The 24,954-nt window shown below is 73.3% G+C and carries 19 protein-coding genes; 13 read left to right on the top strand and 6 right to left on the bottom strand.

Going from position 1 to position 24,954, the window contains the following annotated elements:
• Positions 1-6 precede the first annotated feature (6 nt).
• From ACIGQF_RS24825 to ACIGQF_RS24805, 5 genes are all read left to right on the top strand, one after another.
• Complete coding sequence (locus ACIGQF_RS24825; protein ID WP_399714085.1) at positions 7-1,860, top strand: acetyl/propionyl/methylcrotonyl-CoA carboxylase subunit alpha; 1,854 nt, start codon at positions 7-9, stop codon at positions 1,858-1,860.
• A gap of 25 nt (positions 1,861-1,885) precedes the next feature.
• Positions 1,886-3,049 carry an acyl-CoA dehydrogenase family protein gene (locus ACIGQF_RS24820; protein ID WP_399714083.1) on the top strand — a complete coding sequence of 388 codons (1,164 nt, stop codon included), beginning with the start codon at positions 1,886-1,888 and terminating at the stop codon, positions 3,047-3,049.
• Between the two features lie 81 nt (positions 3,050-3,130).
• Positions 3,131-4,714, top strand: coding sequence for a 4-coumarate--CoA ligase family protein (locus ACIGQF_RS24815; protein ID WP_399714080.1), 1,584 nt, complete (start codon positions 3,131-3,133; stop codon positions 4,712-4,714).
• Entirely contained in the window at positions 4,711-5,481 is a 771-nt protein-coding gene (locus ACIGQF_RS24810; protein WP_399714078.1) for an enoyl-CoA hydratase family protein, read from the top strand. The genes ACIGQF_RS24815 and ACIGQF_RS24810 overlap by 4 nt, the downstream gene beginning before the upstream one ends.
• A complete protein-coding gene (locus tag ACIGQF_RS24805) occupies positions 5,469-6,074 on the top strand; it encodes a TetR/AcrR family transcriptional regulator (RefSeq protein ID WP_399714074.1) in 606 nt (201 codons plus the stop codon). Before ACIGQF_RS24810 ends, ACIGQF_RS24805 begins: the two co-directional genes overlap by 13 nt.
• 46 nt (positions 6,075-6,120) lie before the next feature.
• Here ACIGQF_RS24805 and ACIGQF_RS24800 read toward each other — a convergent pair whose 3' ends face one another.
• A complete protein-coding gene (locus ACIGQF_RS24800; protein WP_399714071.1) occupies positions 6,121-7,224 on the bottom strand; it encodes a citrate synthase 2 in 1,104 nt (367 codons plus the stop codon).
• A gap of 419 nt (positions 7,225-7,643) precedes the next feature.
• Here ACIGQF_RS24800 and pdxH point away from each other — a divergent pair, with 419 nt between their 5' ends.
• Positions 7,644-8,324 (top strand): pyridoxamine 5'-phosphate oxidase, encoded by a 681-nt coding sequence (gene pdxH, locus ACIGQF_RS24795; protein ID WP_399714068.1) that lies wholly within the window; start codon positions 7,644-7,646, stop codon positions 8,322-8,324.
• Between the two features lie 549 nt (positions 8,325-8,873).
• Complete coding sequence (locus ACIGQF_RS24790) at positions 8,874-10,229, top strand: PAS domain-containing protein (protein WP_399714434.1); 1,356 nt, start codon at positions 8,874-8,876, stop codon at positions 10,227-10,229.
• Positions 10,230-10,318: 89 nt separating this feature from the next.
• Here the strand turns inward: ACIGQF_RS24790 and ACIGQF_RS24785 are convergent, their stop codons facing one another.
• Positions 10,319-11,083 (bottom strand): SIS domain-containing protein, encoded by a 765-nt coding sequence (locus tag ACIGQF_RS24785; protein WP_399714067.1) that lies wholly within the window; start codon positions 11,081-11,083, stop codon positions 10,319-10,321.
• Between the two features lie 386 nt (positions 11,084-11,469).
• Between ACIGQF_RS24785 and ACIGQF_RS24780 the strand changes: the two genes are divergently transcribed.
• Both ACIGQF_RS24780 and ACIGQF_RS24775 read left to right on the top strand, forming a co-directional pair.
• Complete coding sequence (locus ACIGQF_RS24780) at positions 11,470-12,162, top strand: metal-dependent transcriptional regulator (protein WP_361559360.1); 693 nt, start codon at positions 11,470-11,472, stop codon at positions 12,160-12,162.
• A 739-nt stretch (positions 12,163-12,901) separates the two neighbouring features.
• Positions 12,902-13,783 (top strand): alpha/beta fold hydrolase, encoded by an 882-nt coding sequence (locus ACIGQF_RS24775; RefSeq protein ID WP_399714064.1) that lies wholly within the window; start codon positions 12,902-12,904, stop codon positions 13,781-13,783.
• 163 nt (positions 13,784-13,946) lie between these two features.
• Here the strand turns inward: ACIGQF_RS24775 and ACIGQF_RS24770 are convergent, their stop codons facing one another.
• From ACIGQF_RS24770 to ACIGQF_RS24760, 3 genes are all read right to left on the bottom strand, one after another.
• A complete protein-coding gene (locus ACIGQF_RS24770) occupies positions 13,947-15,593 on the bottom strand; it encodes a transporter (protein ID WP_399714061.1) in 1,647 nt (548 codons plus the stop codon).
• Positions 15,590-16,390: an ABC transporter ATP-binding protein gene (locus ACIGQF_RS24765; protein WP_399714059.1), complete on the bottom strand. Its 801-nt coding sequence runs from the start codon at positions 16,388-16,390 to the stop codon at positions 15,590-15,592. Before ACIGQF_RS24765 ends, ACIGQF_RS24770 begins: the two co-directional genes overlap by 4 nt.
• Positions 16,391-16,772: 382 nt before the next feature.
• Complete coding sequence (locus ACIGQF_RS24760) at positions 16,773-17,444, bottom strand: bifunctional DNA primase/polymerase (protein WP_399714432.1); 672 nt, start codon at positions 17,442-17,444, stop codon at positions 16,773-16,775.
• A gap of 493 nt (positions 17,445-17,937) precedes the next feature.
• On the opposite strand from ACIGQF_RS24760, the gene ACIGQF_RS24755 reads away from it, so the two are divergent.
• Positions 17,938-19,326 (top strand): transcriptional regulator, encoded by a 1,389-nt coding sequence (locus ACIGQF_RS24755; protein ID WP_361559375.1) that lies wholly within the window; start codon positions 17,938-17,940, stop codon positions 19,324-19,326.
• Positions 19,327-19,578: 252 nt separating this feature from the next.
• Complete coding sequence (locus tag ACIGQF_RS24750) at positions 19,579-21,789, top strand: hypothetical protein (RefSeq protein ID WP_399714056.1); 2,211 nt, start codon at positions 19,579-19,581, stop codon at positions 21,787-21,789.
• A gap of 128 nt (positions 21,790-21,917) precedes the next feature.
• Here ACIGQF_RS24750 and ACIGQF_RS24745 read toward each other — a convergent pair whose 3' ends face one another.
• Complete coding sequence (locus tag ACIGQF_RS24745) at positions 21,918-23,270, bottom strand: ABC transporter substrate-binding protein (protein ID WP_399714053.1); 1,353 nt, start codon at positions 23,268-23,270, stop codon at positions 21,918-21,920.
• A 154-nt stretch (positions 23,271-23,424) separates the two neighbouring features.
• Here ACIGQF_RS24745 and ACIGQF_RS24740 point away from each other — a divergent pair, with 154 nt between their 5' ends.
• Both ACIGQF_RS24740 and purU read left to right on the top strand, forming a co-directional pair.
• Entirely contained in the window at positions 23,425-23,937 is a 513-nt protein-coding gene (locus tag ACIGQF_RS24740; RefSeq protein WP_399714430.1) for a hypothetical protein, read from the top strand.
• A gap of 97 nt (positions 23,938-24,034) precedes the next feature.
• On the top strand, positions 24,035-24,907 hold the full coding sequence (purU, locus tag ACIGQF_RS24735; protein WP_361559384.1) for a formyltetrahydrofolate deformylase: 873 nt from the start codon (positions 24,035-24,037) through the stop codon (positions 24,905-24,907).
• Positions 24,908-24,954 lie beyond the last annotated feature (47 nt).

Raw genomic sequence — 24,954 nt, 5'->3', positions numbered from 1 at the left:
GTACCAGTGATTCGTTCGCTCCTCGTCGCCAACCGCGGCGAGATCGCTCGCCGTGTCTTCCGCACCTGCCGGGAGCTGGGCATCGCCACCGTCGCCGTGCACTCCGACGCGGACGCCGGAGCGCCGCACGTCAGGGAGGCGGACGCGGCCGTGCGGCTCCCGGGGGACGCGCCCGCCGACACGTACCTGCGCGGCGACCTGATCGTGAAGGCCGCCCTGGACGCCGGGGCGGATGCCGTCCACCCCGGCTACGGCTTCCTCTCCGAGAACGCGGAGTTCGCCACCGCGGTCGCCGACGCCGGCCTGACCTGGGTCGGCCCGCCGCCCGCCGCCATCGAGGCGATGGCGTCCAAGACCCGGGCCAAGGAGCTGATGGGCATCGCCCCGCTCACCGAGGTCACGGCGGACGATCTGCCGGTGCTGGTGAAGGCGGCGGCGGGCGGGGGCGGGCGCGGCATGCGCGTCGTACGGGAGCTGGCCGATCTGGACGGCGAGCTGGCGGCGGCCCGCGCGGAGGCCGCCAGTGCGTTCGGCGACGGCGAGGTGTTCGTCGAGCCGTACATCGAGGACGGCCGCCACATCGAGGTGCAGATCCTCGCCGACGCGCACGGCACCGTCTGGCCCCTAGGTACCCGAGACTGTTCCCTCCAGCGCCGCCACCAGAAGGTCATCGAGGAGGCCCCGGCCCCCGGCATCGGCCCCGAAACGACGGCGACGCTGTACGAGATGGCCGTACGGGCGGCGCGTGCGACCGACTATCGCGGCGCCGGCACCGTCGAGTTCCTCGTCGTCGGCTCCACCGCGCACTTCCTGGAGATGAACACCCGCCTCCAGGTCGAACACCCGGTGACCGAGGAGATCTTCGGCATCGACCTGGTCGCGCTCCAGCTCCGCGTCGCCGAGGGCGAGGCCCTGCCGGACACGCCGCCGGAGCCGCGCGGCCACGCCGTCGAGGCCCGCCTCTACGCCGAGGACCCGGCCGCCGGCTGGGCCCCGCAGACCGGCGTCCTGCACCGCCTCGACGTCCCCGGCGTCCGCCTGGACTCCGGCTGTGCCGACGGCGACACCATCGGCATCCATTACGACCCGATGCTCGCCAAGGCCGTCGCCTGGGCACCCACCCGCGCAGCCGCCGTCCGCAAGCTGGCGGGCGCCCTGGAACGGGCCCGCGTCCACGGGCCGGTGACCAACCGCGATCTGCTCGTACGCTCCCTGCGCCACCCGGAGTTCACCGGCGCCGCCATGGACACCGGCTTCTACGACCGCCACCTGCCCGCGCTCACGGCCGCCGACCCCGACCCGCACGCGCCGCTCGCCGCCGCCCTCGCCGACGCGCACGGCCGTTCGCGCTTCGGCGGCTGGCGCAACGTGCCCTCCCAGCCGCAGCTCAAGCGGTACCGCACCGACACGGACGGCGAGGAGCACGAGGCGCGCTACCGGTACACCCGCGACGGCCTCACGGCGGACGGCGTGCAGGTCGTGGCCGTATCCGGCGACCGCGTCGTCCTGGAGTCCGGCGGGGTGCGCCGCACGTACGAGGTCGCCGTGCACGGTGACCGGGTGTACGTCGACTCCCCGCTCGGTGCCACGGCCCTCACCGCGCTGCCCCGCTTCCCCGACCCCACGGCCCGCCAGGAACCCGGATCGCTGCTGGCGCCGATGCCGGGCACGGTGGTCCGTGTCGCGGACGGGGTCGCCGAAGGGGCCCGCGTGGAGGCCGGGCAGCCGCTGCTGTGGCTGGAGGCGATGAAGATGGAGCACAAGATCACTGCGCCTGCGACCGGGACGGTGACGGCGCTGCACGCCGAGCCCGGCCGCCAGGTCGAGGTGGGCGCCCTGCTGGCCGTCGTTTCGGACTGACCGACACCCCTCGAAGGAGCACCCCGTGAGCCTGATCGAAACCGAAGAGCAGCAGGCCCTCCGCGCGGCCGTCGCCGCACTCGGCAAGCGGTACGGACGCGAGTACTTCACCCGCGTCGTCGCCGAGGGCAAGCACACCGACGACCTCTGGGCCGAGGCCGCCAAGCTCGGCTACCTGGGCGTCAACCTGCCCGAGGAGCACGGCGGCGGAGGCGGCGGCATCGCCGAACTCGCCATCGTCCTCGAAGAGCTGGGCGCGGCCGGCTGCCCCCTGCTGATGCTCGTCGTCTCGCCCGCCATCTGCGGCACCGTCATCGCCCGCTTCGGCACCGAGGAGCAGAAGCGGCAGTGGCTGCCCGGGCTCGCCGACGGCTCCCGCAAGATGGCGTTCGGCATCACCGAGCCCGACGCCGGCTCCAACTCGCACCGCATCACCACCACGGCGCGCCGCGACCCGGAGACCGGCGACTGGATACTCAACGGCCGCAAGGTCTTCATCTCCGGCGTCGACATCGCCGAGGCCACGCTGATCGTCGGCCGTACGGAGGACGCGAAGACGGGCAAGCTCAAGCCCTGCCTCTTCATCGTGCCGCGCGAAGCGCCGGGCTTCTCCCGCAGCCCGATCGAGATGGAACTGGCGGCGCCGGAGAAGCAGTTCGAGCTGGTGCTGGACGACGTACGACTGCCCGCCGACGCGCTGGTCGGGGACGAGGACGCGGGCCTCCTCCAGCTCTTCGCCGGGCTCAACCCCGAGCGCATCATGACCGCCGCCTTCGCCCTCGGCATGGCCCGCTACGCCCTGGGCCGGGCGCTGGAGTACGCCCGCGACCGGCAGGTCTGGAAGGTGCCCGTCGGCGCCCACCAGGCCATCGCCCACCCGCTCGCCCAGTGCCACATCGACATCGAGCTGGCCCGGCTGATGATGCACAAGGCGGCCCATCTCTACGACAGCGGCGACGACATGGGCGCGGGCGCGGCCGCCAACATGGCCAAGTACGCGGCGGGGGAGGCCGCGGTGAAGACCGTCGACCAGGCCGTGCACACCCTCGGCGGCAACGGCCTCACCGCTGAGTACGGCCTCGCCTCGATGATCACCGCGGCCCGGGTGGCCAGAATCGCCCCGGTCAGCCGGGAGATGATCCTCAACTTTGTCTCCCACCAGTCCCTGGGTCTCCCCAAGTCCTACTGAGACCGCCATGCTGCGGAACATCGTCCGACACCGCAGCCGCAGAAGCCGGCTACCGACCACCGAGCGAAGGGCCGTGAGTCCATGGTGTTCCGCAGCGAGTACCCCGGCGTCGCCCCCCTCGACCTGCCGATCCACGAAGCCGTACTGGGCCGGTCGGCCCCCGGGCACGGCGACCGGCCGGCCCTCATCGACGGCCTGACCGGCACCACCCTCACCTACGCCGAACTGGACGCCCGCACCCGCCGCCTCGCCGCGGCGTTCGCCGAGGCGGGCGTCCGCAAGGGCGACGTCCTCGCCCTGCACAGCCCGAACTCCGTCGTCTACCCCGTCGTCTGCTACGCCGCCTCCCGCTGCGGCGCCGCCGTGACGCCCGTCCACCCGCTGGCCACCGCCGACGAGGTCGCCAAGCAGCTCCGCGACTCCGGCGCCCGCTGGCTGGTGACGGTCTCCGCGCTGCTGCCGACGGCCCGTACGGCCGCCGAGAAGTGCGGCGGCATCACCGAGATCTTCGTCTGCGACGGCGCTCCGGGCCACCGCTCGCTGTCCGACCTGCTGGCCACCGGCGCGCCCGAGCCGCAGGTCGCCCTCGACCCCGCCGAGGACCTGGCGTGCCTGCCGTACTCCTCCGGCACCACCGGCGCGCCCAAGGGCGTGATGCTCACCCACCGCAACATCGCCACCAACCTCGTCCAGCTCGACGGCGTCCTCACCGCGGGCCCCGGCGACCGCGTCCTGGCCGTACTCCCGATGTTCCACATCTACGGCTACACCGCGCTGATGAACGCCCCGCTGCGGAAGGGCGCCACGGTCGTCGTGCTGCCCCGCTTCGACCTCGACAGCTTCCTCGGCGCCATCGAGAAGTACCGGTGCACCGCCGTCTACGTGGCCCCGCCCATCGTCCTCGCGCTCGCCAAGCACCCGGCCGTCGAGGGCAGAGACCTCTCGTCGCTGGAGTACCTGCTCAGCGCCGCCGCACCGCTGGACGCCGAGCTGGCCGCCGCCTGCGCCGCGCGCCTGAAGCTGCCGCCGGTCCTCCAGGCGTACGGCATGACCGAACTCTCGCCCGGCACCCACGTCGTCCCGCGGGACGCCCGCCAGGCGCCGCCCGGCGCGGTCGGCAAGCTGCTGCCCGGCACCGAGATGCGCATCGTCGACCTGGACGGCGGCGCCGACCTCGGCACCGGCGACACCGGCGAGATCCTCATCCGCGGCCCCCAGGTCATGAAGGGCTACCTGGGGCGCCCGGAGGCCACCGACGCCATGATCGACGCCGACGGCTGGCTGCACACCGGCGACATCGGCCACTGCGACGCGGACGGCTGGCTGCACGTCGTCGACCGGGTCAAGGAGCTGATCAAGTACAAGGGTTACCAGGTGGCCCCCGCCGACCTGGAGGCCGTTCTGCTCCAGCACGAGGACATCGCCGACGCGGCCGTCATCGGCGTCACCGACGCCGACGGCAATGAGATACCCAAGGCGTACGTCGTACCGCAACCGGGGGCCCTGCTCACCGAGCGGGAGATCATCGCGTACGTTGCAGACCGGGTGGCCCCCTACAAGAAGATCCGGCGGGTGGAGTTCACGGACGCCGTACCGCGCGCCGCCACCGGCAAGATCCTGCGGCGCGAACTCCGCGCCCGGGAAAGGAGTTCGCAGGACTCATGACCGACGCACCCGAGACCCCCCTGGTGCCGCGGGCACACGAGCGCGGCATCACCACGCTCACCCTGGACTCGCCCGGCAACCGCAACGCGCTCTCCGCCCGCCTGGTCACCGAACTGCGGCAGGGCCTCGCGGACGCCGTCGCCGACCCCGGCACCCGCGCCGTCGTCCTCACCCACACCGGCACCACCTTCTGCGCCGGCGCCGACCTCTCCGAGGCGACGTCCGGCGCGGCCAAGGACGGCCCGCTCGGGCTGGCCCGGCTGCTGCGCGAGATCGTCGGCCTGCCGGTCCCGGTCGTCGCGCGCGTCACCGGACACGTACGGGCCGGGGGGCTCGGGCTGCTCGCCGCCTGCGACATCTCCGTGGCCGGGCCCGGCGCGACCTTCGCCTTCACCGAGGCGCGCCTCGGCCTGGCCCCGGCCGTCATCTCCCTGCCCGTACTGCCCCGCATGGACGCCCGCGCCGCCACCCGCTACTACCTCACCGGCGAGCGCTTCGACGCCGCCGAGGCGGCCCGGACGGGCCTGGTGACGCTGGCCGCCGACGACGTCGACGCGGCCCTGGAACCGCTGCTGGCGGGCCTGCGCAAGGGCTCGCCGCAGGGCCTGGCGGAGTCCAAGAAGCTCACCTCCGCCGCCGTGCTGCGCGCCTTCGACCGGGACACCGACTCGCTCGCCGAACAGTCCGCCCGCCTCTTCTCCTCCGAGGAGGCCCGCGAGGGCATGACCGCCTTCCTGGAGCGCCGGGAGCCGTCATGGGCACAGTGACCCGCGCCCCCAAGGAGCCGCAGCAGGACCGCAGCCGCGCCACCCGCCGCAAGCTGCTGGAAGCGGCCGTCTCCTGCCTCGCCGAACACGGCTGGGCGGGCTCCACGGTGTCCGTCGTCGCCGAGCGCGCGGGCGTCTCCCGGGGCGCGGCACAGCACCACTTCCCCACCCGCGAGGACCTCTTCACCGCGGCCGTCGAGTACGTCGCCGAAGAGCGCTCCCACGCCCTGCGCGCCCTCTTCCCGGCCTCCGCGCCGGCCGACCGCCGGGCCGTGGTCACCGCCGTCGTCGACCTCTACACGGGCCCGCTCTTCCGGGCCGCGCTGCACCTCTGGGTCGCCGCCGCCAACGAGGACCAGTTGCACGGCCGGGTCACCGAACTGGAGGCCAGGGTCGGCCGCGAGTCGCACCGCATCGCCGTGGAGCTGCTGGGCGCCGACGAGACCGTCCCCGGCGTGCGGGAGACCGTCCAGGGCCTGCTGGACATGGCCCGCGGCCTGGGCCTCGCCACCCTCCTCAGCGACGACACCACCCGCCGCGAGCGGGTGGTGGCGCAGTGGGCGCTGCTGCTCGACGAGGCGCTGGCGACATGAGAACGGGCGCCCCGCGGGGGCGCCCGTCCCTGATCACTGCCGGCCGTCAGCTGCCCGCGATGTCCCCGTAACCCGAGATGTCGCGCGGGCTGCGGGCCGCGGGGCCCACGTACCGGGCGGACGGCCGCACCAGCCGGCCCGTCCGCTTCTGCTCCAGGATGTGCGCGCTCCACCCGGCCGTACGCGCACACGTGAACATCGAGGTGAACATGTGCGCCGGGACCTCGGCGAAGTCCAGCGTGATCGCCGCCCAGAACTCCACGTTCGTCGCCAGCACCCGGTCGGGGCGGCGGTTGTGCAGCTCCTCCAGCGCCGCCTTCTCCAGCGCCTCGGCGACCTCGAAGCGGGGCGCGCCCAGCTCCTTGGCCGTCCGTCGCAGCACACGGGCGCGCGGGTCCTCCGCCCGGTACACGCGGTGCCCGAAGCCCATCAGCCGCTCGCCGCGGTCCAGCGCGTTCTTCACGTACGCCTTCGCGTCACCGGTGCGCTCGATCTCCTCGATCATGCCCAGCACCCGGGACGGCGCGCCGCCGTGCAGCGGACCGGACATCGCGCCCACCGCACCCGAGAGCGCAGCGGCCACGTCGGCGCCGGTGGAGGCGATGACGCGGGCGGTGAAGGTGGAGGCGTTCATGCCGTGCTCGGCGGCCGACGTCCAGTACGCGTCGACGGCCTTCACGTGCTTGGGGTCGGGCTCGCCGCGCCACCGCTTCATGAAGCGCTCGACGACGGTCTCCGCTTTGTCGATCTCCTTCTGCGGGACCATCGGCAGGCCCTGGCCGCGCGCCGACTGGGCCACGTACGAGAGGGCCATGACGGCGGCCCGCGCGAGGTTGTCGCGCGCCTCGGCCTCGTCGATGTCCAGCAGCGGCTTCAGGCCCCACACGGGCGCGAGCATGGCGAGCGCGGACTGCACGTCCACCCGGATGTCACCGGAGTGCACCGGAATGGGGAACGGCTCGGCGGGCGGCAGGCCCGGATTGAAGGCCCCGTCGACCAGCAGGCCCCACACGTTCCCGAACGACACATTGCCGACCAGGTCTTCGATGTCGACGCCGCGGTACCGCAGCGAGCCGCCTTCCTTGTCAGGTTCGGCGATCTCCGTCTCGAACGCGACGACTCCTTCGAGCCCGGGTACGAAGTCGGACATCAGGCAAGCTCCTCAAGCTAGGGACGGCGGCGCGGCTCGTGGCCACGGTGCCGTGCGGTCGGGGCCGTGCGGTCACGTGTGATGCGGTCGTCGGTACTCCTTGCCTGGACTGCTTTCGCTCGCCCGGCGGTCCCCGCATTCCGGTCGGACCGCGGGCGGTGACGGTACGTCACCGGTTCGGTTCCGGCGTTCAGTGCGTTCAGGGGCGGACACCATATCTCCGGATGTCCGGAGTCCACAGCGCCCCACCAGATGATTTTGGTGGGTTCGGCACGTGCGGGGAAGCGTGACATCCGGCACACTGTGCGATTTCCTGACGGGAGGGTTACGCGTCCCCGAAGACGGGCAGACTGCCGGGCCACGAGTGGCGCACGGGCCGGCCGTCGCCCGCCCGTACTGCCCGCCGGATGCTGCAAGATATGCCCGTGCACCCCGCCGACGCCGCATCCGCAGCCCACCCCGACCCCGCATCGATGCGCGCCCAGTACCGCGCGCACGGCCTCGCCGAGGAAGACCTCGCGGGCACTCCGTACGAGCAGTTCGCGCGCTGGTTCAAGGAAGCGGCCGCGAGCGGCATACACGAGCCCAACGCCATGGTCGTCTCCACCGCCGACGCGGACGGGCGGCCCAGCTCCCGCACCGTCCTGCTGAAGGCGTTCGACGACCGGGGCTTCGTCTTCTTCAGCAACTACACCAGCCGCAAGGGCCGCGAGCTGGAGCACAATCCGGCCGTCTCGCTGCTCTTCCCCTGGCACCCGCTCGCCCGCCAGGTCATCGTCGGCGGTACCGCGGAGCGCATCGGCCGCGACGAGACCGCCGCCTACTTCCGCACCCGCCCGCACGGCTCCCAGCTGGGCGCCTGGGCCAGCGAACAGTCCTCGGTGATCGGCTCCCGGGAGGAGCTGGAGCGGGCGTACGCCGACCTCGCGGCCCGCTACCCCGAGGGCGAGCAGGTGCCGGCGCCGGCGCACTGGGGCGGCTACCGGGTCGCCGCCGAGAGCGTGGAGTTCTGGCAGGGGCGCGAGAACCGCCTGCACGACCGGCTGCGGTACGTCCGCGCGACGGGCGCCGGCTGGACCGTGGAGCGGCTGGCGCCGTAGGAGCGGGACGGGGCCGGCCTCGTCACGGCCCGCGAACGCAGACGACCCGCGGGCCATCTCCCCGGCGCCGGTAGGCGCCGGGGGCCGGTCGGACGAACCGGCGGCCCGCGGGTCGGGTGACTGCTTGGGATTGGCCGGCTGCGCACAGCTCTCGTGCGCTGGTCCGGCGCTGCACTGAGTGAAGCGACGGGCCGCTAGCCCGCAGCCACCTCACGCGTCCGGTGTGCATACATCTGCCGAACCACCTCCCTTCTCGTGTGCTCCACACACTAGGAACCCCTCCGGCCCTCCACAACCGAATTTCCGGCGGGCGGAGATTTTCCGGAATGGGGTGTGGGCTGCATCACGTTCCAGTTGAATGATCCGACGTGCAGCACGTGCAGCCGCGTCCAGCAGGGGGTGCCAGTGACTGCTTCGTCCCGCCACTTCAATGCCGCGCTGCCCGGAGAACCGGGCCGCCCGGACCAGCGCCACGACCAGGAGGCCGACGCGGATCCGCCCCCGCCCGACAGCGAGGACTCCGGTCTGCTCGCGGCACTCCTGGACGGCATGGATGCCGCCCTGTGCGCCTTCGACGCCGACGGCACCGTCACCCACTGGAACCGTGAGGCCGAACGCATCCTCGGCTGGACCACCGCCGAGGCGGTCGGCCGCGCCGGCCTGGCCGGCTGGGCCGTACGCGCGGAGGACGCCGACGAGGTGCACGCGGCCCTGATGGGCGCCATGACCGCGCCGGGCCGCCAGGTGCACGAGTTCGCGCTGCTCACCAAGGACGGCGGCCGGGTCCTGGTCCGTACCCAGTCCTCCGCCGTCACCGGCACCGACGGCGCGCCCGCCGGCGTCTACTGCGCCTTCAGCGAGGTGCACACCCAGATCGACCTGGAGCGCTCCATCGCGCTCAGCGAGGCCCTCTTCGACGACGCCTCCTGGGGCGTGGTCCTCGTCGACGCCGACCTGCGCCCCGCCGTCGTCAACGCCCACGCCGCGCGCGCCCTGGGACTGGGGCGTACGCACGTACTCGGGCGCCCGCTGGGGGACCTGCTCGCCCAGGGCGTCGAGGAACTGGAGGGCGCCCTCCAGCACGTCCTGGCCGAGGGCGCGCCCCCGGCCGCCACCGAACTGTGGGTGACGCTGCGCGCCGAGGAGGCGGAGGAGCCCCGCCGTTGCTGGCGCAGCGGCTTCCTGCGGCTGGCATCACCGCTCGCCGAGGAACCCGTCCCCCTCGGCGTCGGCTGGCTCTTCCAGGACATCACCGACACCAAGCGCAGCGAACAGGACAGCTCGCTCCAGCGCTTCCGCGCCCACCAGCTGCACCGCGCGGGCCGCGCCGCAGCCGAGTGCGAGGACCCGATGGAGGCCGCCGCCGTCCAGCTCGACTTCGCGCTCGCCGGCTTCGCCGACCACGGCCTGGTCGACCTGGCGGCCGTACCGTCGCCCGCCGGTCCGCCGCTCTCCGGGCTGGACGCCACCACGCCCATCGAGGACGCGGACGTGGGCGCGCCGCCCGACGACACCGGGGACCCCGCGCCCCGACTGGTCCGGGCCCTCGCCTCGCCGGCGGGCGCGCCCGGCCCCTCCCAGCCGGTCGCCGCCACCGGCATCCCGCTGGCCTACGTACCGGGCCATCCGGCCGTCCAGGCATACCGGCGCCGCGGCTCGGTCCGGGCCAGCGCGGGCCTCTCCGCCTCGCCCGAGGGCTGGGCGGCGGCCCGCAAGTGGCCCGAGGGGACGGTGCACGGTCTGTGCGTGGTGCTGCGCAGCCGCGGCCGGACGGTGGGGGTGGCCACCTTCCTGCGCGGCGCGTCCCGCCGCCCCTTCGACCGCGCGGACGCCGCGTACGCCGAGGACGTCGCATCCCGTATCGCCGCGTCCCTGGACCTGGCGGACGCGCTGGGCAAGAGATGACGCCGGGGCGCGTGGTGCCGGGCCCGCGCCCCGCGGTCCTCTCGGTGCCGGGCGCCCACGGTCTCTCGGTGCCGGGCGGCGGGGGCCTCTCAGTGCCGGTAGAAGATCCGGTCCGCGTACTCGCGCATGACCCGGCCGTTCCACTCGTGGCCGCCGTCGACGTTCCCCGAGCGGAGCAGCGGCGGGTCGATGCCGCGCTCCGCGAGCGTCCCCGCAGCGGTCGCCACGACCGCCTGCATGATCGCGCTGGTGACGACGGTCGAGGCGGGCGCGAACGGCGCCTCGATGCCCGGCGCGGTCAGCTCCGCGTCGCCGACCGGGATCCGGCTGTCCAGCACGATGTCGCAGTGGTCCTTGAGGAACGTGCCGGAGACATGCCGCGACTTGGTGCCGTCCGCGTACCCGACGGAGGTCAGCCCGATGACCTTCAGGCCCAGCGCGCGGGCGTTCAGCGCCATTTCCACGGGCAGCGCGTTCCGGCCGGACAGCGAGATGACCACCAGCAGGTCGCCGGCCCGCGCCGGGCTGGAGTCCAGGACGGCGGCGGCCAGCCCGTCGACCCGCTCCAGGGCGCTGCCCAGCGTCGCGGGCATCACGTCGACGCCCACCACCCCCGGTACGGCCAGCAGGTTCATCACCGCCAGGCCGCCGGCCCGGTAGACCGTGTCCTGGGCGGGCAGCGAGGAGTGCCCGGCGCCGAAGCAGAAGATCCGGCCGCCGGCCGCCACGGTGTCGGCGATCAGCGTTCCCGCCTCGACGATCCGCTCGCCCTCGGTGTCGCGCACCGTTCGCAGCAGGTCGATCGCCGCGTCGAAGAACTGCCCGGCCAGCCCGTTGCTCTCGCTTCCGCCCATCGCGGAGCGCCCCTCTCCTCGTATGGCCCCGTCCGGCCGGTCGGAGCCGGACGGGCGTCTCGCGCCGCAGTGGTGCACGGCCGCCCGCAGCGGTACACGGTCGCTCCTGTGGCGCTCGGGTGGGGCCGGTTCCGCGGTCGTGGCGCGGCTCACGTTGCGGTCTGGACCAGTGCCCTGTCAATACGGCGCCCGTACCGTAGGGCCGAAAGGTGCCGGCGGATGGCGAACGCCGTGCGTACGGCGCCGGTCACGGGCCGGACGGCCGCTCGACGGCCGCTTCCGGGCAGCGCTTCCGACCGCCCTTCGGCCCACGGGCGGCACCGTTGTCGGTGGGATGCGTCAGAATTGAGTCCAGGGCCATCGCACGACACAGCCGAGGGGCACGCATGTCCGGACTGATCGACACCACGGAGATGTATCTCCGCACCATCCTCGAACTGGAAGAGGAAGGTGTGGTCCCGATGCGCGCTCGGATCGCCGAGCGGCTCGACCAGAGTGGCCCGACGGTCAGCCAGACCGTTGCCCGCATGGAGCGGGACGGCCTGGTCCAGGTCGCCGGTGACCGGCATCTGGAGCTGACCGAGGAGGGCCGCCGCCTGGCGACGCGCGTGATGCGCAAGCACCGGCTCGCCGAGTGCCTGCTCGTCGACGTGATCGGCCTGGAGTGGGAGCAGGTGCACGCCGAGGCCTGCCGCTGGGAGCACGTCATGAGCGAGGCGGTCGAGCGCCGCGTCCTGGAGCTGCTGCGCCACCCGACCGAGTCGCCGTACGGCAATCCCATCCCCGGCCTGGACGAGCTGGGCGAGAAGGCCGAGGCCGATGCGTTCCTGGACGAGGGCCTGCTGAGCCTGATGGACCTCGACCCGGGCGCCGACGGCAAGACCGTCGTCGTACGGCGGATCGGCGAGCCCATCCAGACGGACGCCCAGCTGATGTACACGCTGCGGCGCGCCGGGGTGCAGCCGGGGGCCGTGGTGAGCGTGACGGAGTCGTCGGCCGGGGTGCTGGTCGGCAGCAGCGGCGAGGCCGCCGAGCTGGCCACCGACATCGCGCAGCACGTCTTCGTGGCGAAGCGCTGACCTCTTCCGGCCCGCTCGCCGGCGCCGCTCCGGCGGTCGCTCCGTCCGCGTGCCGCCGCTCCGCTTCACCGGTGGGGCGCCGCTTCCGCGATGCCTGCGCAGGCGCCCACCCGGTGCGACGGCTTCACCGCCGCTTCCCGCGGCATGTTCCGCTTCGCTGTTCCGCGAAGATTTTTTCGCCGCCCCTTCCGTCTCTTTTGCGCCCCTGACCTGGAACAATTGCCTGTACCAGGGCGCGCTCCGGCCGCCTGCCCGCCGTGGACTTGGCGGAATGCGAGCGGTGGGCGCGGCTCCGTGTCACCCTGGCGCTGTCACATGCGCGTGGGCGCATGGGCGTGAGGCGTTGAGGACCTGGGGACGGGCGTCGGCGGGTGCGCGGGGAACACATCCGGCCGGCCGCCGTGACCCCTTGGGGAGGGGGCTCGGATGAGTCCGCGGACGGAAGCATCGCCTGGCCGGGGGGCCACGGACAGCAGGGGCCCCGGCGCTGCGAGCAGCCGGGGCCCTGCCTCCCCATGTCCCCCCGCGAAGACCCGGAGCCCCGAGCTCTCAGGGTCTTCCCCCGCGGGCCCTCTTCCCGTCAGGGCCCGCCTCCCGCTCACACTCTTTCCCTGCGGCGGGCGGCCAATCCTTGAGCATGGTCACTCGTACGAGGGGTGTTGAGACGCGACGGCAGTACATTCGAATATGGGTTCGATAGTGTGGGGCTGCTCAAGGGGACGGATGGGGGTGCCAAGCAATGGTGCGGCGCATCGACGTGACAGGTAGCGGGGGCGTACGGCTCGCGGCCTGGGAGTTCACCGACCCTCCCAAGGCCTACGGCGAGGGATCGGAGCAGAAGCACAACGGACGAGGTCCCGGTGTGCTGCTCCTGCACGGCCTGATGGGACGGGCGGCGCACTGGGCGGAGACCGCCCGCTGGCTCGGCGCGCGCTACCGCCCCGTGGGCCTGGACCAACGGGGCCACGGCCGCAGCGAGAAGCCCGGCGACGGGCCGTTCGACCGCCTGACGTACGTGGAGGACGCCATCGCCGCCATCGAGGAACTGCACCTCGCGCCGGTGGCACTTATCGGCCATTCCATGGGAGCGCTCACCGCCTGGCAGCTCGCCGCCCGGCGGCCCGACCTCGTCAGCGCTCTGGTCATCTGCGACATGCGGGCCTCCGCGCTGGGCGCGGCCTCGCAGCGCGAATGGGAGGAATGGTTCCGCTCCTGGCCGGTCCCCTTCGCCACCCTCGCCGACGTCCGCAAATGGTTCGGCGAGGACGACCCCACGCTGGAGCGGCCCCGGCCGGCCCGCGGCGAGTTCTTCGCCGAGGTGATGGCCGAGCGCGCCGACGGCTGGCGACCGGTCTTCTCCCGCCGCCAGATGCTCGCCGTCCGCGAGGCCTGGGTGCACGACGCGCACTGGGAGGAACTGGCGCTGGTGGAGTGCCCCACCCTGGTCGTCCGCGGCCTCGACGGCGAACTGGGCCGCGCCGAGGCACAGGAGATGGTCCGCGTCCTCCCGCGCGGCGTGTACGCCGAGATCCCCGACGCCGGCCACCTCGTCCCGTGGGAGCGCCCCGAGGACTGGCGCCGCTGCCTGGAACCGTTCCTGCATACGGCCCTCCCGGCCTGACGGCACCGCCGCCGAACCGGGGCGGAAGCTTTCGCCAGAGGTCTGCGGGCGCGCCAGAGGGCCGCCGACCGGACATGCGCGTGCCCCGGAGCTCATGCTCCGGGGCACGCGTTCGACGGTGGGCGGCGAGGCCCCCGCGTGGCCGGGCGCCGGCCCGGCAGCCCTAGCCCCGGCTCACCGCCGCCAGGATCTCCGGCAGTCGCCGCAGCACATGACGGGCGCTCAGCCACAGGCCCAGGAAGGCCACGCCCACCCCGTACGCCACACCCAGCGGCAGCACCAGCCACAGCAGCCCGTGCAGCCCCGCCACATGCAGCCCGATCGTCAGGCCGACCATTGGGGCACAGAGCGCCGCGCCCACGACCATCCCGCCCAGGATGCTGATCCAGGCGAGCCCGGCCTGCCCCGGAGCGACGTTCTTGTTGCCCTCGGACGGGATCGAGTACGGGAAGAAGACGGAGGCGAACGCGCCCGTGGCGATCAGCGCACCGAGCAGCGCGAGCGAGAGCCCGTACGCCTCCGGGAACACGTCCCAGCTGTCGAGGAGCGCCGCGGAACCGATCACCACCAGCGTCACGTACGGCACCGCGACCAGGCACAGCGCCAGCGCCCGCCCGCGCAGCTCCACGTACGCGTCGCGCCGCGTGGAGATCGTCGAGGCCACCATCCAGAACGCCGAGGTGTCCTGCCCGAACTGGTTGTACATCTGCATACCGAGCAGCCCCGCCGCCCAGCAGGCGGTGTAGACGCTGCCCTTGCCCTGCACGACCGACACGAGGGGCACGAGCAGACCGACGCCGAGCCCCGAGGCCCAGCCCATCTTCGTCTTCGGGTCACGCCACGCGTACCGCAGCGTGCGCTGCATGACCGTCCCCGTACGGCCGCCCGGCAGCAGCCGCGCCCAGCCGCCGCCCGCCTTGTCGGCGCGCTTGCGGCCGCTGTCGGTCTCCGCGGCCTGGAGCGTCGAGGAGTCAGGCGAGGTCATCACCCGGGTGAGGGTGCGGAGCCACCACCACACGAGCAGCACCAGCGCGAGCGCCGTGAGCGCGAGCCCGAGCGCGGCACGCCCGTACGCGCCCTCGCTCGTCGCGGCCACCGCGTCCACCGCCGAGGCCGGCGGGATCCAGCGCAGCACGTCGGAGACCGGCTCCAGCACCGTCAGGCTCTGCGCCTCGGAGAGCTTCGAAGCGCCGAGGTTGATGCCCTGCGCGCCGACCGCCACGAACAGGCCGCTGAGGACGGCGAGATCGCGGCCGCGGCGGCTGGTGAGCAGCCGTACGTTCGCGGTGGCGATGGCGCGGGCCAGCGCCGCGCACACGAGGAGCACCAGCACCGTCGCCACGACCCCGACGAGCGCGGCCGCCGCGCCGTGCGCCACGGCGATCACGGAACCGGCCGCCAGGACGAGCGTGAAGACCGGCCCGGTGCCGATCAGCGAGGCGACCAGCAGCGCAATGATCATCGGCCGGGGCCGCAGCGGCAGCATCACCAGCCGCGTGGGGTCCAGCGTCTCGTCGCCGCTCGGGAAGAACAGCGGCATCGCGGCCCAGCCGAGCGCGACGAGCGCCGTGAGCAGCACGGCCACCGTCGGCGCGCCGGGCACGCCGCGCAGCAGGATCAGCCCGAGCAGCAGCCCGGCGGCGATCAGCAGGGTGACGACGATCGAGGCGATGTACGCGGCGGTGCGGCCGGCGGACTGCCGCAGGCCGTTCTTCAGCAGCGACAGCTTGAGCCGTACGAAGAGGGGGGTGAGGGCGGGCGCAGGGCCCGTGGCCGACTCCCGGCTCACCGCTCGGACCTGCGTACTCATCGTGCGCCGCTCCCGCCCAGCCAGTCCAGGTCCTGCCCGGCACGCGCGCGGCCGCCCGCGCCGACCAGTTCGAGGAAGGCGTCCTGGAGGGAGGGCGCGTCACCGCGTACCTGGGCGAGCGGTCCGTCGGCGCGGATCTTGCCGCCCGCGATCACGGCCACCCAGTCGCACAGCGACTCGACCAGCTCCATCACATGGCTGGAGAAGATGACGGTCGCGCCGGACCCGGTGTACCGCTCCAGCACGCCGCGGATGGTCTGCGCCGAGACGGGGTCCACCCCCTCGAACGGCTCGTCCAGGAAGAGGATCTCCGGATTGTGCAGCAGTGCCGCCGCCAGCCCGATCTTCTTGCGCATACCGGTGGAGTAGTCGACGACCAGCTTGTTCCGGGCCCCGGACAGGTCGAGCACGTCCAGCAGCTGACCGGCCCGCTTGTCCACCTCGTCGCCGGGCAGCCCCCGCAGCCGACCGATGTACGAGAGGAGCTCGGCGCCGGAGAGTCGCTCGAACAGGCGCAGTCCTTCGGGCAGTACGCCGATCCGGGACTTCACGGCGACCGGGTCCTGCCAGACGTCGTGCCCGCCGATCTCCACCTGCCCCGAGTCCGGCCGCAGCAGGCCGGTCACCATGGAGAGCGTGGTGGTCTTGCCGGCGCCGTTCGGGCCCACCAGCCCGATGAACCGCCCTGCGGGCAGCGTCAGATCGATTCCCGCGACGGCGGTGTGATCTCCATACTTCTTCCAGAGGCTGTGGATACGCACGGCCGCCGGCGCCGCCGCCGTGCCAGCCTGTTCCACAACACCCGAACCTTCGGTCGTCACCGGTTCCCCTGTCGATAGACGTCACGGCAGAGACCGGTCAAGCCCCCGCCACGCCCCACGATATGCGCCCGCCAAGGAGCAGGCACGGGCCGGGCGGGGGCCCGGGCGGGGCGGGTCGGGGGCCCACCACGGGCCAGGCACGGCCTGGGCGCAACCCAACAGAAGCTCAAGATCACAATCCGGGGGGAGGGGGGAGGGGGGAGGGCCCCGAAGGGGGCTACCGCAAGCTGCCCCACCCCCGGCCCCCCGACATCCCCGCCGCCCCCAGCCCCCGCCGCCCCCAGCCCCCGCCCCTGGAACCCCCGCCCCTGGAACCCCCACCCCCTGGCCCGGCTCGCCCCGACTCGTACGGGCTCGTTCAGGAAGTGCGGGCTGACGCTTCTTGGCTGCAGGCGTAGGTGAGGGGGGTGAGGAGGTCTTCGGCGTCGGGGAGCCAGCGGTTGGCGGGGGTGGGGGGAATGGCCCACTGGACCGGGGCGTGGCGGCCGGTGCGGGTGGGTGGTGCGGGGAGGTAGGCGCCCTCGCCGTGGATGATGAGGTCGAGGCCGGCGGGGGAGGACCAGCCGAGCTTCCGTACGCGGTCCGGGACCTTGGCGGCGGCGCCGGGGAGGACGAGGAAGAGCATCCGGCGGGCCGGGGTGCGGATGACCGGGCCGAGCGGCAGGCCGCGCCGTTCCATCCGGGCCATGGCCAGGCAGCCGGCGGTCTCGGGCACGTCCAGCGCGTCGAAGGTGCGGCCCGTCGGGAGGAGGATCGCCGCGCGGGGGTTCTTCGTCCACAGGGTGTGGATGGCCGAGGTGCTGCCGGTGGCGGCGGTGGTCCAGTCGGCCGCCAGGGGGTGGGCGCCGGGGGCGGGGCAGCCGCGGGCGCCGCACGAGCAGTACGGGGTCGCACCGTCGTCTTCCAGCCATGCGCCGGGGAGTACGTCCCAGTGCCGTTCCGCCGCGTAACGCACCGCAATGTCGAGCAGCCGCTCACCGCGCTGCTGAGGGACCTGTGGGGCTTGAGTGACTCCGCTGCTCTGTTCCACGAAGGTGACAACTTCCGCTGTCACCAAGGGTTACGGCCAACCCGTGGCACGGCCCGGCGCAACGTTCTTGCATGTGGGGCGCATGGATGCACGGGCGGGGGCGCGTACGGGGCCGTGCGGCGGAGGGTGGGTAGCCACTTGCGTGAGAGGGCGGGAAGGCCGCCCGGCGGCGGGCCGTGAGCCCCGTGGGCGTCCCCGAGGGGGCGTTCCGGTACGGCGGCGCCGCGTACGCACACGGAAGGCGGGCGCCGCGCGCTTTCCCGTTGTGCTCGTACCTCGTACCTGCCGTGCACGCAGTGAAGCTCATGGAGGGAGGAGCGGACCTCGCGGGCATTGGCGGCATGTGGAAGGTACCGCTGATATCGCTGATACCTCTGATATCCCGAGCAACTCGGATATGGCGGGTATCACGGATATCACGGGTACGGGCGGGAAATGATGGACGGGGACGGCGTTCGACGGTGAACGCGCCGCAGTACACAGGGGGTACAACATGGCCGCCAGGCCACTCGTCGCGCGGCAGCCGAACGAACGGCTGCAGGCGCTCATCCAGGAAGCTGCCTGTTCCAATGCCGGGCTCGCCCGCCGCGTCAACGTATGCGGCGCCGAGCACGGCCTGGATCTGCGCTACGACAAGACGTCCGTCGCCCGTTGGCTGCGTGGCCAGCAGCCCCGCGGCCGGGCGCCCGCCATCATCGCCGAGGCGCTGGGCCGCAAGCTGGGGCGCACGGTCACGATCGACGAGATCGGCATGGCCGACGGCAAGAACCTCGCCTCCGGCGTCGGGCTGCAGTTCTCGCCCACCGTCCTCGGCGCGATAGAGCAGGTCTGTGAGCTGTGGCGGAGCGACGTCGGCCGCCGGGACTTCCTCAGCGGTTCCACCGTCGCCGCGTCCGCGCTGGTCGAGCCGAGCCGCGACTGGCTGATCACCGGCGCCGACTCCCAGGTCGCGCGCAACGCCGGTGCCCGGGTGGGCCTTTCGGACGTCGAGGCGGTGCGTTCGATGACGAGCGCGCTGAGCGAGCTGGACCATCAGTACGGCAGCGGGCACGTCCGCCCGGTCGTCGTGCACTACCTCAACAGCGTCGTCTCCGGGCTGCTCGCCGGCTCGTACCGCGAGTCGGTCGGCCGTGAACTCTTCGCCGCCGTCGCCCGGTTGACCGAGCTGGGCGGATACATGGCCGTCGACACGGGGCAACCCGGCCTCGCGCAGCGGTACTACATCCAGGCGCTGCGGCTGGCCCAGGCGGCGGGCGACCGCGGGTACGGCGGGTACGTCCTCGCCGCGAGCATGAGCCACCTCGCCGCCTCGCTCGGCAACCCCCGGGAGATCGCCCAGCTCGCGCGGGCCGCCCAGGAGGGCTCGCGCGGGCATGTGACGCCGCGGGCCGAGGCGATGTTCTGTGCCGCCGAGGCGCGCGGGCACGCGCTGATGGGGGACGAGCGGGCGTTCCAGACCGTGGCCGCGCGGGCGGTCGGCGCGATGGACCGGGCCGAGGCCGGTACGGACGCGGGCGACGACCCGGCGTGGATCGCGCACTTCGACCCCGCCTACCTCGCCGACGAACTGGCCCACTGCCACCGGGACCTGGGGCAGGCGACCGCGGCCGGGCAGCAGGCCGAGCGGGCGCTCGCCGGGCTCCCCGAGAGCCGGGCGCGGCGGCGCGCGATCGGGCTGGTGCTGCTGGCGAGTGCGCAGGTGCAGCAGCGCGAGATCGAGCAGGCGTGCCACACCGGCACGCGCGCGGCCGAGTTGCTGAGCGGGCTGCGGTCCTCGCGCGGTACGGAGTACCTGGAGGACTTCCAGGCGCGGCTGGAGCCGTACCGGGAAGAGGCGGTGGTGCGGGAGTTCGCCGCGCGGCTGGAACTGCGGGCGGCGTAGCGGTGTAGCGGTGTAGGCGTACAAGCGCAGACGCAGGCGCGGAAGGGCGGTGCCGCCGCTCCCCCTCGGGGAGCGGCGGACGTCTGCTGTGTGCCGTTCTGTCGTGCGGCACGCATATCCGTGGATCTGCGGACATCACCGTGTGGGGCTGCTGGGTGTCAAGTGGCCCATGACCAGGCGACGTGGTCGAACGTGACTGCTACCCGGTAGCGTGAGCCGACGATTCCGTAAGAAGCAGAAGTAGGAGTCCCGGTGACGCAGAGCGGACAGGGTGGCGACCCGCAGAGTCCTGCGGGCGGGCCCGCGCGCGAGGGCGTGGTGCTGCCCGCGAACGGCGGCGAGCCGTACGTGCCCGACCAGCAGTCCGCGCCCGCCGCCGGTCAGCCGTGGGGCGAGCCCTGGGGGCCGTCCCAGGCCCCGCAGCAGCAGGACTCCTACGGGGCACCGCAGCAGGGCGCCTACCCGCCGCAGCCCCAGGGCCAGGCCCCGGTGCCCCCGATGCCGCCGGGACAGCCGCCGGCCGGCCCGGGATATCCGGGCGGCCAGGACACGTACGGCGCGCAGCCTTCGTACGGCAGCGCTCAGCCCTCGTACGGCGGCGCCCAGCCTTCGTACGGCGGTGCCCAGGGCTCGCACGGCGAGCAGGGCGCGTACGGGCAGCAGCCCGGGTACGGCGCACCCCAGTCCGGGTACGGCGCACAGCCCTCGTACGACGCCCCGCCTTCGTACGGCGACGCCCAGGGCGCCTACGGGCAGCAGCCCTCCTACGGCGGCGCGCAGAACACGAACGGCCAGCAGGCGTCCTTCGGTGGTCAGCAGCCCCCGAGCACAGGCCAGCAGCCCCCGTTCTCCGGTCAGGAGAGCTACGGCTCCCAGGGCACCCACGGCGCGCAGCACACCTATGGCGACCGGACCTACGGCGACCGGAACGCCTTCGGGGGCGGCCAGGACGCCGCCCCGAACGGTGCGCACTCCGGCTACGGCTACCCCCAGGAGTCCGCCGCTCCGCAGCAGCCCTCCGCTCCGCAGCAGTCCGGTACGGACGGGGCCGGAAGCGGTTCCGGCGGGGCGCTCGTGCGGGCCGAGCGGCAGCCCGCGGCGCCGCTGCCGCCCGCGGCCGACCAGTCCGGCGCCGGCGCGCCGCTGCCGCCCGCCGCCGGACAGGGCGCCGGTCCGCTGCCGCCCACCGCAGGGGACGCGGACGCCACGCAGTACCTGCCGCCCACGACCGGGGACAGCGAGGCCACGCGGTTCATCCCGCCCGTCTCCGGGGACAGCGAGGCGACTCAGCTCATCCCGCCCTTCGCCGCCCAGCAGGGTCAGCAGGCGCAGGGCGGTCCCGGCGCGCAGCCGATGCCGCCGGCGCAGGGGGCACCCGGGCCGATGCCCGGCTCGCTGCCGCCCGAGAACAAGCGGCCCGAGCGGGACGCCGAGTCCACCACGATGCTGCGGCGGCCGGTGATGCCGAAGGCGCCCGCCTCGCCCGACGGCTCCGACGCGGCGACCCAGCTCATCCCGCCCGTCGGCGGCGGTACGCCGCAGCCGCCCCCGGGCGCGCCGTTCGCCATCCGGCCGGGCAGGCCGGGGGACCGGCCTACCCCGGCCGAGTTCGACGGCCTCTTCCGTGACGCGCCGGCCGGTGCCGCCGAGGCGGACTCCCCGGCCTCCACCCAGCAGATGCCGCGCTTCGAGGAGCCCGCAGCGCAGGGCTTCGCGGGCCGTCAGCCGTACGCCGCGCAGCCCGCGGCGTCCCAGCAGCCGGGCGGCTTCCCGCCGCAGGGCGGGTTCCCCACCGAGGACCGCCAGGGCCACGGCGGTGGCGGGCGCCGCCGCAAGCTCGCGCCCGCGGCCGTCATCGGGGCCGTCGTGGTGGTCTGCGTCGGCGCCGGGCTGGGCGTCGGCTACGCGCTCAGCGGCAGCGGCGACGACAGCGCCGAGAAGGACAGCGGCAAGACGTCCGCGGGCGCGGCGCAGAAGGAGAAGCCCTCGCCGACCGCGGACCCGGCCGAGGCACAGGCCAAGGACCTGGACGCGCTGCTCAAGGACAGCAACAACAGCCGCTCCGCGGTGATCGGCGCGGTCGGGAACATCAAGTCCTGCAACAAGCTCGGGGCCGCGGCCAAGGACCTGCGGGACGCGGCGAAGCAGCGCAACGACCTGGTCACCCGGCTGGGCAAGCTCTCGGTCGACCAGGTGCCCGACCACCTCGCGCTGACCACCGCGCTCACCAACGCCTGGAAGGCCTCGGCAGCGGCCGACAACCACTACGCCACCTGGGCCGACCAGGTCGCGCACGCGGGCAAGAAGGGCTGCCACAAGGGCAAGGCGCGCGGCACCAAGGCGGCTGTGCAGGGCAACACCGCCAGCGGCCAGGCGACCACGAACAAGAAGGAAGCCGCGCAGCTCTGGAACCCGATCGCGAAGAAGTACGGCCTGACCGAGCACAGCCCCGAGCAGCTCTGAGGTTCAGCCGGGGGCTGCTCCAGGGCTTCGCCTGAGGCAGCCCCGTGAAGCAGCCCCGGCCCCTCCGCCCGTGAAGCAGCCCCGGCCCCTCCGCGCGTCCCGGCGCGTTCCCGTGCCGAGGCTGTCCCTCACGCGTCCTTGCGCGGCTTCTCCAGCGTCCTGGTGAGGTTCACGAAGCCGGAGTGCGTGGTGACCAGCCGGCCGTCCCGTACGACCTGGTACGTCACCATCGCGTTCACGATCCGGGGGAAGGACTGCACGGCGAGCATGTCGTCGTAGCGCCAGCGCAGCTTCGGGGTGAGGCCGCCGGTGTCGACCGCCCGGTCGCCGCTGTCCAGCGCCTGCTGGAGGGAGCGCGCGGTGACGTCCCCGCCCTCCTCGGCTACCTGCTCGACCGTCGCGCGCAGCACGGTGTAGGCGATCCACGTGGTCTGCACGCCGGCGTCCGCCGGGTCGATGCGGTTGTCGTCGAAGGCGTGCTCGGTGATCACGTCGCGCATGGGGTCCCAGCGCCGGTCGCGCGCGTCCGGGTACCAGCCGGTGACCAACGCGCCCTCCAGCGGGCTGGACTTGCCGCCCGTACGGTCCACCAGGGTCTGGTTCACGCTGCCGAGCACGGATGCCATCTGGACCTTCGGCTTGTCCTCCTGGAGGCGCCGGAAGGAGTCGAAGAAGGTGTCGGTGTGCTCGCCGAGGGTGGCGGTGACACAGGCGCCCTTGGCCTTGGCGCCGAACTCCGCCGTCCCGTAGAAGGCCGGGTCGGCGCCGACCTCGTCCATCGACTGCTGGGCGGCTTCGGTGTAGTCGGTGGCGTTCTCGGGGGCCCGGACGTCGTGGGCCGCCGCGCGGCCGCCGGTGGCCAGTCCGGCGTTGAGGAGCGGGGGCATCTGGTCGCCCTGGATGGTGTCGGGGCGGACCAGCGAGACCCGCGCGCACTCGCCGGCGAGCTGCCGCCCGTTGCCCGCCAGCAGGGCCGCCTGGCCGCCGTTGACCGGGTAGGACAGCGGACTGTCGAACTCCTCGCCGGAGACGCCGTACCCGCCGATGTACGGAATGTTCGCGGCCTCCAGCGGGCCCATGAAGGACCGGCCCTGGCGGCTGTAGGAACCGACGACGGCGACAGCATGGGCGGAGACGGCCTTCTGGGCGCAGCGCGCCGCGGCGACCGAATCGTTGCGTTCGTTGCAGGTGAGCACCCGCAGCCGGTGGCCGGCGATGCCGCCCTTGGAGTTGACCCAGCGCGCGTACGCCTCGGCCATGGCGGGCATCCCGGCCATGTTCGTGCCCTTGGTGCCCGAGGGCGCCCACGTCATGACGGTGATCGGGTCTCCGTCCCCGGCACCGGCGGCGTTGCCCGAGGCGCCGGGGAGCGAGCCGCAGCCGGCCAGCAGGGACGCCAGCGCCGCCGTACCCGCCGCCGCCGAGCGGATCGCGGTGGCGCGGTGGCAGAAACGGGGGAAGGAGCGACGCCGTCCGGTCATGTGCCCGCACTTTTCCGGCCAGGACAGAACACCTGAGTGCTGCTCGGGTAACGGAAAGTGACCTGAAGGTGAACAGCGAGGGAGGTCCGGCCGCCGCGTCCCGACCGGGCGGGGGAGGCCCGGCCACCGCTTCCTGGCCGAGAACGTACGATCGATTGTTGTGCAAGGTTCGGAGAAGTCTTCCCGTCGCGGCCGCCGCTCGACCACCATGGGCGCCATGCCGCTCAACGACATGCCCTGGTGGCGCTGGCGCGCCAATGTGCGCTCGGCGCTGCACATGCTTTCCGACCCCGCCTTCCAGCAGGACACCTGGGTGGCCGGCCTGCCCGGATACGGCGATGTGACCGACGCCGTGTACCGGCTGGTGGAGGACACCTGGCTGGACAACTGGTCAGCGGAGAAGTACGTCGGCACGATATTCCGGGACTCCCAGGAAGCCGCGCTGGTCGACGTCGCCGTGCTCCGGGTGCTGCGCATACTGCACCAGGTCGGCGCGGACGCTCCGGCCGGCGACTACCTGGAGCACCACGGCTGGCCCGAGGCCGTACGGGCCGCGCGGGACGCCCACGTCCGCATGGCCACCGCCGACGGCGAGGACCCGGACGTGCCGCCGCGCTCCCTCGAAGCGCTGGCCATCCTCACCAGGGGCCTGGAACCGCAGGAGTGAGCCGGGCCACGCGAGGCCCGGCGGCCGGCGCCCTCCGGGCAGCCGGCAGGGGAGCGGACGGTGTACGAAGGGCCGGAATGTGCGACCCTTTCTCCTCATGAGCCAGTCGAAGCCCGCCCTCTCCGATCAGTACGTCCTGACGCTGTCCTGCCCGGACAAGCAGGGCATCGTGCACGCGGTGTCCAGCTACCTCTTCATGACCGGGTGCAACATCGTGGACAGCCAGCAGTTCGGGGACCGGGACACCGGACTCTTCTTCATGCGGGTCCACTTCCGCGCCGAGACCGCCGTCACGCTGGAGAAGCTGCGCGCCAGCTTCGCCGCGGTCGGCGACTCCTTCCAGATGGACTGGCAGATCCACCGGGGCGACGAGAAGATGCGCGTCGTCCTCATGGTGTCCAAGTTCGGCCACTGCCTGAACGACCTGCTCTTCCGCTCCCGCATCGGCGCGCTGCCGGTGGAGATCGCGGCCGTGGTCTCCAACCACACCGACTTCGCCGAGCTGGTCGCCTCCTACGACATCCCCTTCCACCACATCCCGGTGACGAAGGACACCAAGGCGCAGGCCGAAGCCCAGCTGCTGGAGCTGGTCCGCGCCGAGCAGGTCGAGCTGGTCGTACTGGCCCGGTACATGCAGGTCCTCTCCGACGACCTCTGCAAGGCGCTGTCGGGCCGGATCATCAACATCCACCACTCCTTCCTGCCGAGCTTCAAGGGTGCGAAGCCGTACCACCAGGCACACGCCCGCGGCGTGAAGCTGATCGGTGCCACCGCGCACTACGTCACCGCCGACCTCGACGAGGGCCCGATCATCGAGCAGGAGGTCGCCCGGGTCGGCCACGACGTCACCCCGGAGCAGCTGGTCGCCGTCGGCCGTGACGTGGAGTGCCAGGCGCTGGCCCGCGCCGTGAAGTGGCACAGCGAGCGCCGGGTGCTGCTCAACGGCAGCCGTACGGTCGTCTTCGCCTGAGGCCCTTGAGGCATTGAGGCCCTGAAGCCCCATGGCTCCAGGGCCTC

This window comes from Streptomyces sp. NPDC053560 (assembly GCF_044544605.1).
In the GTDB taxonomy this organism is placed as follows: domain Bacteria; phylum Actinomycetota; class Actinomycetes; order Streptomycetales; family Streptomycetaceae; genus Streptomyces.
Note: the sequence above shows the minus strand (reverse complement) of the source record. Positions and strands in the feature narration are given on the sequence as shown.

Excerpts from the sequence above, each read along its gene's own strand:
- ACIGQF_RS24810 (WP_399714078.1), top strand. The coding sequence starts at position 4,711 with ATGACCGACGCACCCGAGACCCCCCTGGTGCCGCGGGCACACGAGCGC.
- purU (WP_361559384.1), top strand. The coding sequence starts at position 24,035 with ATGAGCCAGTCGAAGCCCGCCCTCTCCGATCAGTACGTCCTGACGCTG.
- ACIGQF_RS24815 (WP_399714080.1), top strand. The coding sequence starts at position 3,131 with ATGGTGTTCCGCAGCGAGTACCCCGGCGTCGCCCCCCTCGACCTGCCG.
- ACIGQF_RS24805 (WP_399714074.1), top strand. The coding sequence starts at position 5,469 with ATGGGCACAGTGACCCGCGCCCCCAAGGAGCCGCAGCAGGACCGCAGC.
- ACIGQF_RS24780 (WP_361559360.1), top strand. The coding sequence starts at position 11,470 with ATGTCCGGACTGATCGACACCACGGAGATGTATCTCCGCACCATCCTC.
- pdxH (WP_399714068.1), top strand. The coding sequence starts at position 7,644 with ATGCCCGTGCACCCCGCCGACGCCGCATCCGCAGCCCACCCCGACCCC.
- ACIGQF_RS24790 (WP_399714434.1), top strand. The coding sequence starts at position 8,874 with ATGGATGCCGCCCTGTGCGCCTTCGACGCCGACGGCACCGTCACCCAC.
- ACIGQF_RS24755 (WP_361559375.1), top strand. The coding sequence starts at position 17,938 with ATGGCCGCCAGGCCACTCGTCGCGCGGCAGCCGAACGAACGGCTGCAG.
- ACIGQF_RS24770 (WP_399714061.1), bottom strand. The coding sequence starts at position 15,593 with ATGAGTACGCAGGTCCGAGCGGTGAGCCGGGAGTCGGCCACGGGCCCT.
- ACIGQF_RS24785 (WP_399714067.1), bottom strand. The coding sequence starts at position 11,083 with ATGGGCGGAAGCGAGAGCAACGGGCTGGCCGGGCAGTTCTTCGACGCG.
- ACIGQF_RS24775 (WP_399714064.1), top strand. The coding sequence starts at position 12,902 with ATGGTGCGGCGCATCGACGTGACAGGTAGCGGGGGCGTACGGCTCGCG.
- ACIGQF_RS24745 (WP_399714053.1), bottom strand. The coding sequence starts at position 23,270 with ATGACCGGACGGCGTCGCTCCTTCCCCCGTTTCTGCCACCGCGCCACC.
- ACIGQF_RS24800 (WP_399714071.1), bottom strand. The coding sequence starts at position 7,224 with ATGTCCGACTTCGTACCCGGGCTCGAAGGAGTCGTCGCGTTCGAGACG.